13 protein-coding genes and 4 pseudogenes are annotated in these 16,542 nt (G+C 60.4%); 15 read left to right on the top strand and 2 right to left on the bottom strand.

Annotated elements, in window-relative coordinates; translation table 11 throughout:
- Window positions 1–24: 24 nt before the first annotated feature.
- Window positions 25–980 (top strand): annotated as a pseudogene (locus ACFQAU_RS15815) (PQQ-dependent sugar dehydrogenase).
- Between the two features lie 3 nt (window positions 981–983).
- Here the strand turns inward: ACFQAU_RS15815 and ACFQAU_RS15810 are convergent.
- Entirely contained in the window at window positions 984–1,922 is a 939-nt protein-coding gene (locus ACFQAU_RS15810; RefSeq protein WP_386283362.1) for a GlxA family transcriptional regulator, read from the bottom strand.
- 256 nt (window positions 1,923–2,178) lie between these two features.
- On the opposite strand from ACFQAU_RS15810, the gene ACFQAU_RS15805 reads away from it, so the two are divergent.
- The gene (locus ACFQAU_RS15805) at window positions 2,179–3,549 is read left to right on the top strand and encodes a class II 3-deoxy-7-phosphoheptulonate synthase (RefSeq protein WP_120351076.1); all 1,371 of its coding nucleotides are present in this window, start codon (window positions 2,179–2,181) and stop codon (window positions 3,547–3,549) included.
- A gap of 93 nt (window positions 3,550–3,642) precedes the next feature.
- On the opposite strand, the gene ACFQAU_RS15800 is transcribed toward ACFQAU_RS15805, so the two are convergent.
- Window positions 3,643–4,341 (bottom strand): PAS domain-containing protein, encoded by a 699-nt coding sequence (locus ACFQAU_RS15800; RefSeq protein WP_132443395.1) that lies wholly within the window; start codon window positions 4,339–4,341, stop codon window positions 3,643–3,645.
- A 241-nt stretch (window positions 4,342–4,582) separates the two neighbouring features.
- Here ACFQAU_RS15800 and ACFQAU_RS15795 point away from each other — a divergent pair, with 241 nt between their 5' ends.
- From ACFQAU_RS15795 to ACFQAU_RS15735, 13 genes and pseudogenes are all read left to right on the top strand, one after another.
- On the top strand, window positions 4,583–5,473 hold the full coding sequence (locus tag ACFQAU_RS15795; RefSeq protein WP_132443394.1) for a YicC/YloC family endoribonuclease: 891 nt from the start codon (window positions 4,583–4,585) through the stop codon (window positions 5,471–5,473).
- A 72-nt stretch (window positions 5,474–5,545) separates the two neighbouring features.
- Window positions 5,546–6,123 (top strand): annotated as a pseudogene (gene gmk / locus ACFQAU_RS15790) (guanylate kinase).
- On the top strand, window positions 6,120–6,641 hold the full coding sequence (locus ACFQAU_RS15785) for a gamma carbonic anhydrase family protein (protein ID WP_120351080.1): 522 nt from the start codon (window positions 6,120–6,122) through the stop codon (window positions 6,639–6,641). Before gmk ends, ACFQAU_RS15785 begins: the two are co-directional and overlap by 4 nt.
- Before the next feature lies 1 nt (window position 6,642).
- Window positions 6,643–7,694 (top strand): annotated as a pseudogene (locus ACFQAU_RS15780) (sensor histidine kinase).
- 138 nt (window positions 7,695–7,832) lie between these two features.
- The gene (locus ACFQAU_RS15775; protein ID WP_120351081.1) at window positions 7,833–8,873 is read left to right on the top strand and encodes a substrate-binding domain-containing protein; all 1,041 of its coding nucleotides are present in this window, start codon (window positions 7,833–7,835) and stop codon (window positions 8,871–8,873) included.
- Between the two features lie 97 nt (window positions 8,874–8,970).
- Window positions 8,971–10,439, top strand: a pseudogene (gene pstC / locus ACFQAU_RS15770) (phosphate ABC transporter permease subunit PstC).
- Window positions 10,436–11,791: a phosphate ABC transporter permease PstA gene (pstA, locus tag ACFQAU_RS15765; protein ID WP_067628609.1), complete on the top strand. Its 1,356-nt coding sequence runs from the start codon at window positions 10,436–10,438 to the stop codon at window positions 11,789–11,791. Before pstC ends, pstA begins: the two are co-directional and overlap by 4 nt.
- Window positions 11,792–11,807: 16 nt before the next feature.
- The gene (gene pstB, locus ACFQAU_RS15760; RefSeq protein WP_120351083.1) at window positions 11,808–12,605 is read left to right on the top strand and encodes a phosphate ABC transporter ATP-binding protein PstB; all 798 of its coding nucleotides are present in this window, start codon (window positions 11,808–11,810) and stop codon (window positions 12,603–12,605) included.
- A 4-nt stretch (window positions 12,606–12,609) separates the two neighbouring features.
- Entirely contained in the window at window positions 12,610–13,317 is a 708-nt protein-coding gene (phoU, locus tag ACFQAU_RS15755; RefSeq protein ID WP_067628605.1) for a phosphate signaling complex protein PhoU, read from the top strand.
- 4 nt (window positions 13,318–13,321) lie between these two features.
- Window positions 13,322–14,011, top strand: a complete 690-nt coding sequence (gene phoB, locus ACFQAU_RS15750; protein ID WP_067936042.1) for a phosphate regulon transcriptional regulator PhoB — start codon at window positions 13,322–13,324, stop codon at window positions 14,009–14,011.
- A 134-nt stretch (window positions 14,012–14,145) separates the two neighbouring features.
- A complete protein-coding gene (locus ACFQAU_RS15745; protein ID WP_132443393.1) occupies window positions 14,146–15,138 on the top strand; it encodes an IS30 family transposase in 993 nt (330 codons plus the stop codon).
- Window positions 15,139–15,286: 148 nt separating this feature from the next.
- Window positions 15,287–15,724 carry a type II 3-dehydroquinate dehydratase gene (aroQ, locus tag ACFQAU_RS15740; RefSeq protein ID WP_120351085.1) on the top strand — a complete coding sequence of 146 codons (438 nt, stop codon included), beginning with the start codon at window positions 15,287–15,289 and terminating at the stop codon, window positions 15,722–15,724.
- The gene (locus tag ACFQAU_RS15735) at window positions 15,724–16,479 is read left to right on the top strand and encodes a LuxR family transcriptional regulator (RefSeq protein ID WP_132443392.1); all 756 of its coding nucleotides are present in this window, start codon (window positions 15,724–15,726) and stop codon (window positions 16,477–16,479) included. Before aroQ ends, ACFQAU_RS15735 begins: the two co-directional genes overlap by 1 nt.
- Window positions 16,480–16,542: the final 63 nt, after the last annotated feature.

The following is a 16,542-nucleotide window of genomic DNA, read 5'->3' as shown; positions in this document are numbered from 1 at the left end:
GAGGCGCCTTGGGGCATCGCCCCCATGCCCGACGGCGGCCTGTTGGTCACCGAGAAAGCCGGGCGGCTGATCTACCAAAAAGACGGCGCACAGCATGAGGTGTCGGGCCTGCCCGAGGTGGCCGTGGTCGGGCAGGGCGGTCTGTTGGACATCACCCTGGCCGAGGATTTCGCGCAGAGCCGCCTGTTATTCCTGACCTATGCCAAACCCCAAGAGGGCGGCGGCGCGGGCACCGCTTTGGCCAGCGCCAGATTGTCTGAGGACGCCCGCACTCTGGAAAACTTGACTGAGCTTTTCGCCATGAAACCGGGCAGCAACGGCGGGCAGCACTTCGGCTCTCGCGTGGTCGAGGCGCCGGATGGCACGCTGCTGGTGACCATCGGCGAACGGGGCGATCGCCCCGCAGCCCAAGACCGCAGCACCCATAACGGCAGCATCATCCGCGTGAACCGCGACGGCTCGATCCCCGACGACAATCCCTTTGTCGATATGCCCGATGTGCTGCCCGAGATTTGGTCCTATGGCCACCGCAACCCGCAAGGCGCGGGGCTGGATTTGGACGGGCGGCTTTGGGTGTCGGAGCACGGGGCCAAGGGCGGCGACGAGGTGAACCGCATCACCAAGGGCACGAATTACGGCTGGCCGGTAATTTCCTACGGGGAGCATTATTCGGGTGCGAAGATCGGCGAGGGCACCTCGAAAGAGGAATGGCGCAGCCCGAATTCTACTGGGATCCCTCCATCGCGCCTGCGGGGCTGGTGGTCTACTCCGGCGCGCAATTCCCCGAATGGGAGGGCGATATCTTCGTAGGCTCGCTCAAGTTCGACTATATCGCTCGGCTGAGCGGTGACCCGCTGGAAGAGGTCCAGCAGATCAAAACCGCCGAGACTGCCCGCGTGCGCGATGTCGTCGAAGGCCCCGAAGGTGCGATCTGGTTCATCTCAGAGGGCAATGGCACCGTCTACCGGATCACGCCTTGACCCTCAGGCGGGCTGCCGGGTGGATTGGCTGCCGCGCTCGCGATAGGGCGTGGTTTGATAGTGCGCCCGGTAGCATTTGGAGAAATGCGAGGGCGAAGCAAAGCCGCAGGCCAGCGCCACGTTAATCACGCTCATATCCGTCTGCATCAACAGGTTACGCGCCTTTTGCAGCCGCAGTTCCATATAGTACCGTTTGGGGCTGCGGTTCAGGTAACGCCGGAACAGCCGCTCCAGCTGGCGGGTCGACATGCCAACATCCCGCGCAAGAATCGAGGGGCTGATCGGCTCTTCGATATTACGCTCCATCTGCTGAATGACTTGGCTGAGCTTGGGATGCCGCACACCGATTCGGGTGGGCACCGACAGGCGCTGCGTGTCTTGGTCCGTGCGGATCGACGAATAGATCAGCTGGTCCGCCACGGCATTGGCTGTTTCTTCGCCGTGATCATCGGCGATGAGTTTCAGCATCAAATCCAGAGACGAGGTGCCGCCCGCCGTGGTCAACCGGTTGCCGTCCACCACGAAAACCGATTTCGTCAGGATAACCTCTTCGAATTCCTCGCCAAAGCTGTCTTGATTCTCCCAATGGATCGTCGCGCGTTTGCCATCGAGCAGCCCGGCCTTGGCCAACGTATGTGCCGCAGTGCACAGGCCGCCCACTACCAACCCTTTGCGGGCCTCGCGGCGCAACCAAGCCAACAGTTTCTTGGTGGTTGCCGCCTGCACGTCGAGGCCGCCGCAGATCACAATCGTGTCGTCGCGGCCCAATTCCTCTAACCCGCCATCAAGCGCAAAGACCGCGCCGGCTGAGCTTGTGCAGGTCTCACCGTTTTCGCCCACGGCCTGCCATTGGTAGACCTCGCGTTCGAGCATGCGGTTGGTGATACGCAGGCATTCCACCGCCGAGGCAAAGCTCAGCAGGGTGAAATTCTCCAACAGCACAAAGACGAAGCGCCGCGGCTTGTCGGTCTGGGGGGCATGCGGGTGGCCGGGCGCGGTTGGGACATCTCGGCGTCTTTCTACTCAGGTCGTCTCTGCCGACATGTGCCATAGCCGCCAGAACTTGCCGAAAACATTGCCCACGGGCCTGTCGTAACGTCAATAGGGCGCATTTCGGTTCTGGTCACTTTACCCGCGCCTTTGTATAGAGAAAGATCACGAAGCGCCGACACTCGGCGCTGTGGAGCGGAGTAGAAAGATGACAGACTGGAGCACCTCGAGCTGGCGCAGCAAACCGCGCGTCCAGATGCCTGATTACCCTGACCAAGCCGCATTGCAAGCGGTTGAGGCACAGCTGGCACGCTATCCGGTCCTCGTTTTTGCGGGCGAAGCACGCCGACTGAAAAAACATCTGGCCGCCGCTGGCCGTGGCGAAGCCTTCCTTTTGCAGGGCGGCGATTGCGCGGAGAGCTTTGAGCAGTTCAGCTCGGACGCCATTCGCGACACATTCAAAGTGATGTTGCAGATGGCCATCGTGCTGACCCACGGTGCCAAAGTGCCGGTGATCAAACTGGGCCGTATGGCCGGTCAATTCGCCAAACCGCGCTCGGCTCCGACCGAAGTGGTCGATGGTGTGGAACTGCCCAGCTACCGCGGTGATATCATCAACGATCTGGCCTTTAGCGAAGCGGCCCGCATTCCGGACCCGCAAAAGATGCTGCGCGCCTACACACAGGCCGCCGCCACGCTGAACCTGTTGCGCGCCTTCTCGACCGGGGGCTATGCGGATGTGCATCAAGTCCACGGCTGGACGCTGGGCTTCACCGATGACGAAAAGGCCGAGAAATACCGCGAGATTGCCAACCGCATCTCTGACACCCTGGATTTCATGGCCGCCGCTGGCGTGACCGCCGAAACCGCGCATACCTTGCAATCGGTGGAATTCTACACCAGCCACGAGGCGCTGTTGCTGGAGTATGAAGAGGCACTATGCCGTCGCGACAGCCAGACCGGCAAGTGGCTGGCAGGTTCGGGCCATATGATCTGGATCGGTGACCGCACGCGGCAGCCCGACGGCGCGCATGTGGAATTCGCCAGCGGTGTGCAAAACCCTATCGGCCTGAAATGCGGCCCCTCGATGACCAGCGATGACCTCAAGCAATTGATGGCCAAGCTGAACCCCGACAACGAAGAAGGCCGTCTGACGCTGATCTCGCGCTTTGGTGCGGGGCAGGTGGGCGATCACCTGCCGCGTCTGATCAAAACCGTGCAGGAAGAGGGCGCGAATGTCGTCTGGACCTGTGACGCGATGCACGGCAACACGATCAAATCCTCGACCGGTTACAAGACCCGGCCGTTTGATTCCGTGCTGCGCGAAGTGCATGAGTTCTTTGCCGTGCATAACGCCGAAGGCTCTGTCCCCGGTGGTGTGCATTTCGAGATGACCGGCCAAGACGTGACCGAATGCACCGGCGGTGTGCGGGCGGTCAGCGACGAAGACCTGTCGGACCGCTACCACACCGCCTGCGACCCGCGCCTTAACGCCAGCCAATCGCTGGAATTGGCGTTCTTGGTTGCCGAAGAACTGTCGAACCGCCGCACGGCACAGACAGCGCGGGCAGCTGGGTAACAGACGCGGCCTTGGCCGACCCACGATGAGATTGACGCCGCCCCGCATGATGCAGGGCGGCGTTTTTTTACGTTCGAAGGGCAGGTTTGCGCGCTATTCCTGCTCTGACTTCACCAGACGCAGGTAGGGCGGCAGTTCTCCGGTCGTGGCACTGGTGAAGCTGGCTTTTCCCGCTGCAAATCCGGTTTCCCTTGGCAAAGTTGATTGTTGCAACGGAGCGGCATAGCGCAACGCTCTGGTCGCACCGCCAATGCCGCTGCGCCGCGTCGCCTGCGCCAGATCGAAACGCCGCGGGGTTTGGCCGACCTCGCCTCGTACGACCAGACAGCCCAGCACCCGGCTGACATCGCCCAGATCGCTTTTAAGCGGCAAAAGCAGCATGCGCCCCGTCAAAGCCGGTCGCCCATAGGAGGCAGCCGCGCTGAGATGCAGGGTGGTTTGACCGGGCAGTTGAAAAACCTCTTCCAGCGCCTCGCTGACGCGGGGACGCGATTGCGTGCCGAAAAAGGCGGTGATTGGCATGCCGCGCACCTCCATCCCCATGAGATCGCGCAGATGGCCGCCCGCGATACGCAACCGCCCAACACCCACCGCGACACGTTCAAGGATAAAGGCGTATTCCAGCGCGGCCTCTATTCCGCGCGGGTCGATATCGGACCGCCGCGGCATCAATCTGTTGCCACGCAAGGCTTCCCAATAGGCTTCGACCTGCGCCAGCGGGCCATAGCCAACATGCGTCCGATGATCTGACATGGCGACAACATTCTGCGCGGTGTGGCCTGTATTGCCCATTAACTCACCCATAAGGACTTGGCCAATACAGCTGCCGTTTTTGAAACGACAGCGGCACAATGTGGCCGAAAACATTACCAAATCATTAATACCGCACCCCGAGAGAGAATTCGTCCCGCTTTCGGCGAAGTGGTTAACGACATTGCCTTGGGATCAGCCGGTCCATCGGGGCCGGGGGCTTGCCCCTCGCGGGGGTTTCGCCGTAAGGCAGGACATGACCGCCCTTGCAAGGAACGCACCGATGATCAGGTCCATGACAGGTTTCGCCTCTGCCTCCGGCACTTTGGAAGGCTGGAGCTGGTCTTGGGAACTGCGCGCGGTCAATGGCAAAGGGCTCGACCTGCGGCTGCGTGTGCCCGATTGGGTCGACGGGCTGGAGGTCGCCCTGCGCAAGCAGGTGACGGCTCAGGTGGCGCGGGGCAATATCACCTGCAACCTGCGCATATCCTCGGCTGAGAGCGACGGCAGCTTGCAGGTCAACGCGGCGCATGTCGACACGCTGCTGACCGCCCTGCATGAGATTGAGGCCCGCGCGATGGATGCCGGTGTGTCGCTCGCGCCTTCGCGGGCAAGCGACATTCTCACCATGCGCGGCGTGCTGGAACAGGCCGAGCAGGCACAGGACATCGACGCGCTGCGCGACGCTTTGCTGTCGGAAATGCCCGCCTTGCTGCGCGACTTCAACGCCATGCGTGAGCAGGAAGGCGCGGCGCTGGCCACGGTCATGCAAGCGCAATTGACCGAGGTCGAAAACCTTGCCGCCGAAGCCGCCGCTTTGGCCGAGGCGCGCCGCGAAGACAGCGCCGCCAACCTGCACCGCAACCTCGCAAGGGTGCTCGACAACAGCGAAGGCGCGGATGCCGACCGGGTGGCGCAGGAACTGGCCTTGATCGCGGTCAAAGCCGATGTCACCGAAGAGATTGACCGCCTCGCCGCCCATGTCGCCGCCGCCCGCGCGCTGATCGGGCAGGGCGGGCCGGTGGGGCGCAAGCTGGATTTCCTGATGCAGGAGTTCAACCGCGAAGCCAACACGCTCTGCTCCAAGGCGCAGAGCACGGAATTAACGACTGTCGGTCTGGCCCTGAAGGCGGTGATCGACCAAATGCGCGAACAAGTGCAAAATGTGGAGTAAGACGTGACCAACCCAAGCCGACGCGGCCTTCTGATCATTCTCAGTTCCCCCTCTGGGGCGGGCAAATCGACCATGGCCCGCGCCCTGCGCGCATGGGATCCGACGATCAACTTCTCGGTTTCCGCCACCACCCGCGCCCCCGTCCGGGCGAGGAGGACGGCACCGATTACCGCTTCGTCGGCGAGGAGCACTTCCGTCAGGCCGTGGCCGAGGGCGAGATGCTGGAACATGCCCATGTCTTCGGCAATTTCTATGGCTCGCCCAAGGCGCCCGTGCAGGCGGCGATCGATCAGGGGCAAGATATCCTCTTTGACATCGACTGGCAGGGCGCACAGCAGATCCGCAACTCGGATCTAAACACCCACACGCTGTCGATCTTCCTGCTGCCGCCCTCGATCACCGAATTGAAACGCCGTTTGGAAAGCCGTGGGCAGGACGATGCCGAGACCATTGCCAAACGCATGGGCAAAAGCTGGGACGAGATCAGCCACTGGGATGGCTATGACTTCGTGCTGGTGAATGACGACCTTGATCAGACCGAGGCACGGCTGAAATCCATCATCACCGCCGCGCGGCTGCGGCTGAGCCAACAGCCCGCGATCAAGGACCATGTCCGCCGTCTGCAATCTGAATTTGAGGAGTTGAAATGACCCTTTACGCCCTTGCTGATGCCCGCCCCGATGTCTCTCCCGATGCTTGGGTCGCGCCGGATGCCAATGTGATCGGCAAAGTCACACTCGGGCCTGACGCCTCTGTCTGGTTCGGCAGCACCCTGCGCGGCGACAATGAGATGATCACCGTGGGCCGCGGCAGCAACGTGCAAGAGAACTGCGTCTTTCACACCGATATGGGCTATCCGCTGACCGTGGGCGAGGATTGCACCATCGGCCACAAAGTCATGCTGCACGGCTGCACCATCGGCGACAACAGCTTGATCGGCATGGGGGCCACGGTGCTGAATGGGGCCAAGATTGGCAAGAACTGCCTGATCGGGGCAGGGGCGTTGATTACCGAAAACAAGGTGATCCCCGATGGGTCGCTCGTTATGGGTGTGCCGGGCAAAGTGGTGCGCGAACTCGATGCACAGGCGATCCAACAGTTGACCGCCAGCGCCAAACACTATGCCGAAAACGCCGCGCGCTTCCGTCGCGATCTTGAACCGCTCTGACATGGGCAACACCGCCGTGACCCTTGCCGATGTGGTGGCGGCGCTGCCGCTGCCAAGCGTGGCCATCAACGCCGAAGAGCGGATCACCGTTCTGAACGCCCCCGCCGAAGATTTGCTGGGCAAGGGGCTACTGGGCCGCCACTTTGTCACCGCGCTGCGCCAGCCGGGGCTGGTCGAAGCGGTGGAGCGGTGTCTTTCGGGGCGGGCCCCTGCCAAGCGCGTTTCACCAGCATTGGCGGCGAACACGGCACCACCTATGACGTCAGCCTGCGCCCGGTGGGGGCGCATGGGATTGTCCTGCTCAGCTTCAACGATGTGACGGAGATGGCGCAGGCCGGGCAAATGCGCCGCGATTTCGTGGCCAATGTCAGCCACGAGTTGCGCACCCCGCTGACCGCGCTCATCGGATTTATCGAAACGCTGCAAGGCCCGGCGCGTGATGACACGGCGGCGCGCGAGCGTTTTCTGGGGATCATGGCGCAGGAAGCCGAGCGGATGAACCGACTGGTGGGCGAGCTTTTGTCGCTCAGCCGGGTCGAGGCCGAAGAGCGCGTGCGCCCGGAAGTGCCGATTGACCTGCGCGATGTGCTGCGCGGCACCCTGCGCAACCTCGCCCCGCTGGCGGTGGATAGCAACGTGACATTGGCGCCGACATTGGGCGATGCCCCGGCGCTTGTGCTGGGGGATGCGGACCAATTGGTGCAGGTCTTTACCAATCTTATCGAGAACGCGATTAAATACGGCGGGCGCGACAACAGGGTCGAGATCTCGGTTAAAAGCACGGCCCATGACCCGGCGATGCGCGGCCCGGCGATCTATGTCAGCGTGCGCGACCACGGCCCCGGCATTGATGCAATTCACCTGCCGCGCCTGACCGAACGGTTTTACCGCGTCGACAGTCACCGCAGCCGCGCGCTTGGGGGGACAGGGTTGGGTCTGGCCATCGTCAAACACATCATGAATCGCCACCGCGGGCGGCTTAAGGTGACCAGCACCCCCGGCCAAGGGGCCGAATTCCGCGTGATTTTGCCGATGAAAACGGAATCTGACTAAATTTTGCAGAAATTTGGTGATTCAGGCCGACTGTCATGAAACTGTAACGTTGCTGTCACAAAAGCACAGCACCGCCTTCATAGACGGGGCGCAGATCACCATGGGGTGGTCACCAATTCGCATCTGACAGGAGATATCATGTCACTCGCAAAACTCACCACTTCCGCCCTGGCGATTGCCGCCGTATCCGCAACTGCCGCTGCCGCGCGTGACCAAGTACAGGTTGCCGGTTCCTCGACCGTGCTGCCCTATGCCTCCATCGTCGCCGAAGCCTTCGGCGAAAACTTTGACTTCCCGACACCGGTCGTGGAATCGGGCGGCTCTTCGGCTGGCCTCAAGCGTTTCTGCGAAGGCGTGGGCGAGAACACCATCGACGTGGCCAACGCCTCGCGCCAGATCAAAGAAGCCGAAGTGGCGGCCTGTGCCGAAAACGGCGTGACCGACATCATCGAAGTGCGCGTTGGCTATGATGGCATCGTCTTTGCCTCCGACATCAACGGCGAAACTTTTGAGTTCACGCCGGTCGATTGGTACAAAGCCCTGAGCGCCAAGGTTGTCGTAGACGGCGAAGTGACTGAAAACCCCTACACAACTTGGGATCAGGTCAACCCCGATTTCCCCGCCCAGCCGATCCAAGCCTTCGTTCCCGGCACCAAGCACGGCACGCGCGAAGTGTTCGAAGACAAGGTGATCCTCGCGGGTTGCGAAGAAACCGGCGATTTTGAGGCCTTCCTCGAAGCGGCGGACGGCGACAAGAAAGCCGCCGAGAAAGAGTGCATCAGCCTGCGCACCGATGGTAAATCCGTCGACATCGACGGCGACTACACCGAAACGCTGGCACGCATCGAAAGCAACCAAGACGGCATCGGCGTCTTTGGTCTGGCCTTCTATGAGAACAACACCGACAAGCTGCAGGTTGCCACCATGGGCGGCGTTGAGCCAACCACCGAGAGCATCGCCTCGGGTGACTACCCCGTGTCGCGCCCGCTGTTCTTCTACGTCAAGAAAGCCCACATCGGCGTGATCCCCGGTCTGAAAGAATACGCTGAGTTCTTCGTCGCGGACGAAGTTGCTGGCCCCGACGGCCCGCTGGCCGAATACGGTCTGGTGTCCGACCCCGAGCTGGCCGACACCCAGTCCGTGGTTGCCGACGAGACCGTCATGGGCAGCGGTTCCTAAACCAAACCTAAACGACGCCGGGGGCGGGCAACTGCCCCCGGTTTTTCGCTTTTGATCCACCGGGGGACATGTGGGACAAATACTGACAACAGGCGCGGTGCTGCCGCTGGTCATCCTGATCGCGGCTTTGGCACTGGGCGGCTACTTTCTTGCGCGGCGGCGGGCTTTGGCCTCTGCCCAAGGCGACAGCCGCAATCTGCATTCGCTGCCAAGCTATTACGGCTATAACGCGGTGATGAGCGTGGCGGTGCCCGCGCTTTTGGTTCTGGGCCTCTGGCTGCTGGTGCAGCCGATGCTGGTGCAATCTTCGGTGGTCGACATGATCCCTGCCGAGGCTGTGCCCGAAGGGTCTTCCGTTAACCTGATCATGAGCGATGTACGCCGGTTGGCCGATGGGCTGGATGCGGCGGTTTCTGCCGGCGCTCTCAGCGCGGGCGACGCAACGGACCTATCTGCCGCGGACGATCTGCGCGCATGGCTGGCCGAACGCGGCGTCGCCATCGGGGCCGAGATCAGCCCCGAAGTCCTCGCCGCCGCGCAGGCCTACCGCGAGATGACGGCCACGGGCAATTTCTGGCGTAACATTGTCGTCGCTCTCATCGCCTTGATCGCGCTTTTTCTGGTGCTGCGCGAAACCGATGCCGAATTCCGCGCCCGTAACCGGGTCGAGGGTGGCATCAAAGCGCTGCTGATCCTTGCGGCCTCCCTCGCGATCCTCACCACCGTGGGCATTGTGCTGTCGATGCTGTTCGAGACGATCAACTTCTTTAATCTGCATCCGTGGACCGATTTCTTCTTCGGCTCGTCGTGGGCGCCGAATTTCCGCGGGGACAGTGACCTGTCGATCCTGCCGCTGCTTTGGGGGACGCTCTATATCTCTTTCATTGCGCTGCTGGTGGCTGTGCCCATCGGGCTCTTCGCCGCGATTTACCTAAGTGAATATGCCGGTCCCAAATTGCGCGCCACAGCCAAGCCGCTGCTGGAGATCCTCGCTGGTATCCCCACCATCGTTTACGGTCTCTTCGCGCTGCTGACAGTTGGGCCGTTCCTTGTGCAGGTCTTTGGCCGGGGGATGCGGGGCTGCTGGGCGTTGACTGGATGTCTGGCGCGACCTCGGTCCTGACCGCTGGTTTGGTCATGGGCATCATGCTGATCCCTTTCGTCTCCTCCCTGTCGGACGACATCATCAACGCGGTGCCCCAGTCGCTACGCGACGGCTCCTTCGGCTTGGGTGCCACGCAGTCCGAGACAATCCGTCAGGTCGTGATCCCCGCCGCTTTGCCGGGCATCGTCGGGGCCGTTTTGCTGGCCGCCAGCCGTGCCATCGGTGAGACGATGATCGTCGTGCTGGGGGCAGGGGCCATCGCCCGCATCTCGGCCAATCCGCTGGAAGCCATGACCACCATCACCACCCGCATCGTTAGCCAGTTGACCGGGGACAGCGATTTCGCCAGCCCAGAAACGCTGGTGGCCTTTGCCCTTGGCCTGACCCTCTTCGTCCTGACCTTGGGCCTGAACGTGCTGGCCCTCTACATCGTGCGTAAATACCGGGAGCAGTACGAATGAGCGATATCCCCAACCCCGCAGCCCCTTTTGCAGACCCGCGCGGTGCGTCCCTGCTGGTGCAAGACGGGCGGACCAAACGCCGCAACGCCGCCGAGGGCCGTTTCAAGCTCTATGGGATCATTGCCATCGTCATCGGCCTACTGATGCTGCTGACGCTGCTTTTCACCATCATCTCCCGCGGTACCGGCGCGTTCCAGCAGACCTATGTGACGCTTTCCGTGCCACTTCTGGAGGACAAGCTCGACAAGAACGGCAACCGTGATCTGGAAGACATTAAAAAGGTCTCGACCTTCGGCTATTCGCCTTTGCTGAAAGCGGCCTTTGAAAACAAGGTCGAAGCGGCGGGGATCGAGACTGATCTCAAGTCGAAAGACATGGCTGACATCCTGTCGAAAGACGCCGCTGCACAGCTTCGCGATCATGTTCTGGCGAACCCAGAGTTGATCGGGACCGCCGCCGAGTTCGAGTTCCTGACCAACAGCCGCGTCGATGGCTACCTCAAGGGCCGTGTGACTCGCGAAAGCATCGCCAATGACAAGAACATCAGCGCCGAACAGCTTGATTTTGTAGATGTTTTGATTGCTGACGGCAGCCTCGAAAAGCGCTTTAACCTCGACTTCATCACGGGCGCCGACGCCTCTGACGCGCGGCCCGAAGCGGCGGGCATGGGGGTGTCGATGATCGGTTCCTTTGCCATGATGCTGGTGGTGCTGGTGCTGGCGCTGCCCATCGGTGTTGCGGCCTCGATTTACCTCGAAGAATTCGCCCCCAAGAACTGGATCACCGACATCATTGAGGTGAACATCAGCAACCTCGCTGCGGTGCCGTCGATCGTCTTTGGCATCCTCGGCCTTGCGGTATTTATCAACTATATGCACCTGCCGAACTCCGCCCCCTTGGTCGGTGGTCTGGTGCTGACACTGATGACCCTGCCGACGATCATCATCTCGACCCGCGCTTCGCTGAAATCCGTGCCGCCGTCGATCCGTGATGCGGCGCTTGGGGTAGGGGCCTCGAAGATGCAATCGGTCTTTCACCATGTGCTGCCCTTGGCCGCGCCAGGTATTCTGACCGGCACCATCATCGGGCTGGCGCAAGCCCTTGGCGAAACGGCACCTTTGCTGCTGATCGGCATGGTCGGCTTCATCGCCTCCAACCCACCGGAAAGCATCGCCGAAGGGCTGATGTCCCCGAACTCCGCCATGCCGGCCCAGATTTACGAATGGGCCAAACGCGCCGACCCGGCCTTCTATGAACGCGCTTGGGGCGGTATCATCATCTTGCTGGTGTTCCTGATCTCTATGAATGCCATTGCCGTGCTGCTGCGCCGCCGCTTTGAGCGACGCTGGTAAACAAAGGACGGGACCCATGAAAGACAACAGATATTCGGAGAGTGACGTGACAACCCAACCCGTCAAGATCGCGGCCCGCAATGTGCAGGTCTACTACGGTGACAGCCACGCCATTCGCGACGTGGACATCGACATCAACGACAAAACCGTGACCGCCTTTATCGGGCCCTCGGGCTGCGGCAAGTCGACTTTTCTGCGCTGTATCAACAGGATGAACGACACAATTGATGCGGCCCGCGTGACCGGTGACATCCGTATCGACGGCGAAGATATCTATGACAAGCGCGTCGATCCGGTGCAGCTGCGCGCCAAGGTGGGCATGGTGTTCCAAAAGCCGAACCCGTTCCCCAAGTCGATCTATGACAATGTCGCCTATGGCCCGCGCATCCACGGGCTGGCGCGCAACAAGGCAGATCTGGACGATATCGTCGAGCAAGCGCTGCGCCGTGGGGCAATCTGGAACGAGGTGAAAGACCGTCTGCACGCGCCGGGCACCGGCCTGTCGGGTGGGCAACAGCAACGCCTCTGCATTGCCCGCGCCGTGGCCACGGAGCCAGAAGTACTTTTGATGGATGAACCATGCTCCGCACTCGACCCGATCGCCACCGCGCAAGTCGAGGAATTGATTGACGAATTGCGTCAGAACTACTCCGTCGTGATCGTCACACACTCCATGCAACAGGCCGCGCGAGTGAGCCAGAAAACCGCCTTCTTCCACCTCGGCAACCTTGTGGAATTTGGCGACACCGACGACATCTTCACGCGCCCCCAAGACCCGCGCACCGAAAGCTATATCACCGGCCGTATTGGATAATATCATGTCAGATCAACACATTGCATCAGCATTCGACCGCGATCTGGAAGCGGTTCAGGCCCAGATCCTCAAAATGGGCGGCTTGGTCGAAGACGCCATCCGCCGTGGCGCACAGTCACTTGAAACCCGCGACGAAGAGCTCGCCAATGAGGTGCGGGCAGGGGACAAGGCCATCGACGGGCTGGAAGAGCAGATCAACGAAAGCGCCGCCCGCGTCATCGCTTTGCGCGCGCCCACGGCGATTGACCTGCGGCTGACATTGAGTGTCATCAAGATTAGCGCCAACCTCGAACGTATTGGCGACTATGCGAAAAACATGGCCAAGCGCAGCAGCGTGCTGAACCAGATGGAGCCCGTCAGCGACAGCACCGGTGCGATCCGCCGCATGGCCGGCGCAGTTGAGGCGATGCTGAAAGACGCGCTTGATGCCTATATCCAGCGCGACGCCGATCTTGCGCGTGACGTGATCACCCGCGACGAAGATGTCGACCAGATGTATAATGCGCTGTTCCGTGAATTCCTGACCTTCATGATGGAAGACCCGCGCAGCATCACCGCCTGCATGCACCTGCATTTCATTGCCAAAAACGTCGAGCGTATGGGCGACCATGTGACCGCCATCGCCGAACAAGTCGTCTATCTGGTGACCGGTGAGACGCCTGAGGACGACAGGCCCAAGGCCGACCGCACCTCGATCACCACGAAGGACTGAAACCATGGACGTGACCCGGCCACAGGTTTTGCTGGTAGAAGACGAACCCGCGCAACGTGAGGTCTTGGCCTATAACCTCGAAGCCGAAGGCTTTGAGGTGCGGCGCGCCGAGGATGGTGAAGAAGCCATGTTGCTGGTGTCAGAGGCCGCACCTGATCTGGTAATCCTCGATTGGATGATGCCCTTAATGAGCGGCATCGAAGTCTGCCGCCAGCTGAAGTCGCGAGAGAGCACCCGGCATATCCCGGTCATCATGCTCTCGGCGCGATCCGAGGAAGTGGACACCGTGCGGGGCCTTGAGACCGGCGCGGATGACTATGTGATCAAGCCGTATAATCTGCGCGAACTCATGGCGCGGGTCCGTACGCAGTTGCGGCGCACACGACCTGCAGCCGCAGGCGCGCTACTCAGCTTTGATGACATCCAGCTTGATCCAGAACGCCATCGCGTAAGCCGTGCGGGCAATGAACTGAAACTGGGGCCGACAGAGTACCGGCTGCTGACGACGCTGCTTGAGAAACCCGGCCGTGTCTTCAGCCGCGACCAGTTGCTCGACCACGTTTGGGGCCGCGATATCTATGTCGACACGCGCACTGTGGACGTTCACATTGCACGACTGCGCAAGGCGTTAACCCGTGAAGGCGGTGGTGATCCGATCCGCACTGTGCGGGGCGCGGGCTACGCCTTGGGCTAAGGCATTCGGTTCACCCTTAGGACGCCATTTATTTACATAATACTGATTATGAGTTTTACATATTACGGTAGGGCACATTCTAAACTGGGTTGCGACAAATCCCCTATCTTGCTGGAAAGCAAGGAGAACGGTAGATGGCCCACACAGAGTTAGGATTGCGTGAGAGACGCACCATCGAAGACATGTTGAACGCAAAGATGTCGGTGAGCAAGATTGCTGCGGAGATTGGCAGGCATCGCTCAACCGTGTTTCGTGAGATCAAGCGGAACCGATACGAGGATGCTGAACTACCAAAGTTGAACGGATATTACGGGATGACTGCACAGAGGTCAGCCGTGGATCGGCGCGCGCGTCGGCGCAAGTTGGTACGATTTGTTGAACTGCGAGATGCCGTAATCAAGCAGCTCAAGGAAGGATGGTCACCAGAACAGATCGCTGGTCGGTTGCAATTTGACGGCCAAGCTTTGCGCGTCAGCCACGAGACGATCTATGCCTACGTTTACGGCCCAGATGGGAAGTCTGAAGAACTCGCACGTCACCTTCCGCATCGGCGCAAGAAGCGCCAGCCACGAAGCCGTCGCACACCGCGTGGCCTTGTTTTCCCGCCTGATCGGTCAATCCACGAACGACCTGACTATGTCAGAACGCGTGAGACTTTCGGCGAATGGGAAGGCGATCTGATGATCTTTGAGCGGGCGCAGGGCAAGACAAATGTGGCTTCGTTGGTCGAACGCAAGACACGCTTTGCCGTGTTGTTCCGCAACAACGACCGCAGCACTACGCATTTGATGAACAAGCTGATGACTGTGATGGAACCCCTGCCCCAAACGGCGCGCAAATCGATCACGTTTGATCGTGGAATCGAGTTTAGGAATTGGCGCAAACTCAAGCCAGGGATCGGCACAGAGGCCTGGTTCTGCGATCCGCAGGCGCCGTGGCAAAAGGGTTCAGTAGAGAACCTAAACAAACGGGCGCGGCGTTATCTACCCAGAGATGCGCCTGTGGCCGCGCTCTCAAATCGAGACATGAAGTCGATTTGTGACCGCTTGAACGGCACGCCCAGAAAGTGTCTGGGATGGCGAACACCAACCGAAGCATTCAGGGAAGAACTGATGAAACTGAGATAGCGGAAACCGTCGCAACGACCCTTGAGATTCGAGTATTGGCCCCGTTGTTGCGATCTTCTCGCCACAGTAGCACCTCAATGCCACCTGACGCTGGACAGCGCCAGTTTCGCTCCGCTAACACTATCTAGATGTTTTAAAGCGAGTGATTATGGCCTCTGTACTTATTTTGAACGGCCCGAACCTGAACCTGTTGGGCACGCGACAGCCTGAGGTCTATGGCAAGACGACCTTGGCGGATGTTGAGGCTCTCTGCGCGGCGGAAACTGCGCGGCTGGAATTGGAGATGCAGTTTGCGCAGTCCAATCACGAAGGCGCGTTGATCGACTTGATCCATGAGGCCCGTGGCCAACATGCTGGTATCATTCTCAATGCTGGCGCCTATACGCATACGTCGATCGCGCTGATGGATGCCATTGCCTCGGTCGAACTCCCTGTGGTCGAAGTGCATTTGAGTAATATCCATGCCCGTGAGAGCTTTCGCCATAGGTCCTACATCGCCCCTGTGGCCATCGGACAAATCTGCGGTTTCGGTGTACACGGCTATGTTTTGGCCATCCAAGCCCTTCAACGTTGTATTGTAAGCTAATGAATTTGCGCGATTATCTTCATCAAATCGCGCATAGCCCGACAATCGAAGAACTCTGGGATGCCCATACACGACAGATGGCTGACTATGGGTTTGACCGGCTGATCTACGGGTTTACGCGCTACCGAACGCCGACATCGCTGGGGGATCCGGCGGATTTTGTTATTCTGAGCAATCAAAGCCCGGAGTATCTTAACGGCTATCTTCATAGCGGGCTGTACTTCAACGCGCCTATGCTCAGATGGGCGCTGAACAACGAAGGCGCTTGTAGCTGGGGCGCCCTGCCCGAGATCACGCATGGCGATGACCTGTCGGAGTCCGAGAAACGGGTGGTTGATTTCAACGCGCGGATGGAGGTGACCGCAGGCTACACGATCAGTTTCCGCTCAATCTCGGCGCGGTCCAAAGGCGCGATCGCCTTGACGGCACGGCGTGGCCTGACCCAAGACGAGGTCGATGCAATCTGGGACGAGCATGGCGCCGACATTCAGTTGATGAATGAAATCGCACACCTAAAAATCCTGTCCCTGCCCTATAGCAGCCCCAACCGTAGCCTCACGCGGCGCCAGTTGGAGGTGCTGCAATGGGTCGGAGATGGCAAAACAACGCAGGACATCGCCCTGTTGATGGGTCTGACAGCCCCCACCGTCGAAAAACACCTTCGCCTCGCCCGAGACGCGCTGTCGGTTGAGACGACAGCTCAGGCGGTGCTGAAGGCCGCTTTTGCGAACCAGATGTTTGTGATGGATCCGTAATATATTAGGGTATGGAATACCTTACTGGCACCTCAGGTAGTAGATGGCCATGGTCCGCCAGTA

Origin of the sequence: Sulfitobacter profundi, from assembly GCF_042661425.1 — a bacterium.
Classification (GTDB): Bacteria; Pseudomonadota; Alphaproteobacteria; order Rhodobacterales; family Rhodobacteraceae; genus Sulfitobacter; species Sulfitobacter profundi.
The sequence above is the reverse complement of the archived record's forward strand: the minus strand, read 5'-3'. Positions and strand labels throughout refer to the sequence as shown.

Excerpts from the sequence above, each read along its gene's own strand:
- aroQ (WP_120351085.1), top strand. The coding sequence starts at position 15,287 with ATGGCCTCTGTACTTATTTTGAACGGCCCGAACCTGAACCTGTTGGGC.
- ACFQAU_RS15775 (WP_120351081.1), top strand. The coding sequence starts at position 7,833 with ATGTCACTCGCAAAACTCACCACTTCCGCCCTGGCGATTGCCGCCGTA.
- ACFQAU_RS15795 (WP_132443394.1), top strand. The coding sequence starts at position 4,583 with ATGATCAGGTCCATGACAGGTTTCGCCTCTGCCTCCGGCACTTTGGAA.
- pstB (WP_120351083.1), top strand. The coding sequence starts at position 11,808 with ATGAAAGACAACAGATATTCGGAGAGTGACGTGACAACCCAACCCGTC.
- pstA (WP_067628609.1), top strand. The coding sequence starts at position 10,436 with ATGAGCGATATCCCCAACCCCGCAGCCCCTTTTGCAGACCCGCGCGGT.
- ACFQAU_RS15805 (WP_120351076.1), top strand. The coding sequence starts at position 2,179 with ATGACAGACTGGAGCACCTCGAGCTGGCGCAGCAAACCGCGCGTCCAG.
- ACFQAU_RS15745 (WP_132443393.1), top strand. The coding sequence starts at position 14,146 with ATGGCCCACACAGAGTTAGGATTGCGTGAGAGACGCACCATCGAAGAC.
- phoU (WP_067628605.1), top strand. The coding sequence starts at position 12,610 with ATGTCAGATCAACACATTGCATCAGCATTCGACCGCGATCTGGAAGCG.
- ACFQAU_RS15785 (WP_120351080.1), top strand. The coding sequence starts at position 6,120 with ATGACCCTTTACGCCCTTGCTGATGCCCGCCCCGATGTCTCTCCCGAT.
- ACFQAU_RS15800 (WP_132443395.1), bottom strand. The coding sequence starts at position 4,341 with ATGGGCAATACAGGCCACACCGCGCAGAATGTTGTCGCCATGTCAGAT.
- ACFQAU_RS15735 (WP_132443392.1), top strand. The coding sequence starts at position 15,724 with ATGAATTTGCGCGATTATCTTCATCAAATCGCGCATAGCCCGACAATC.
- phoB (WP_067936042.1), top strand. The coding sequence starts at position 13,322 with ATGGACGTGACCCGGCCACAGGTTTTGCTGGTAGAAGACGAACCCGCG.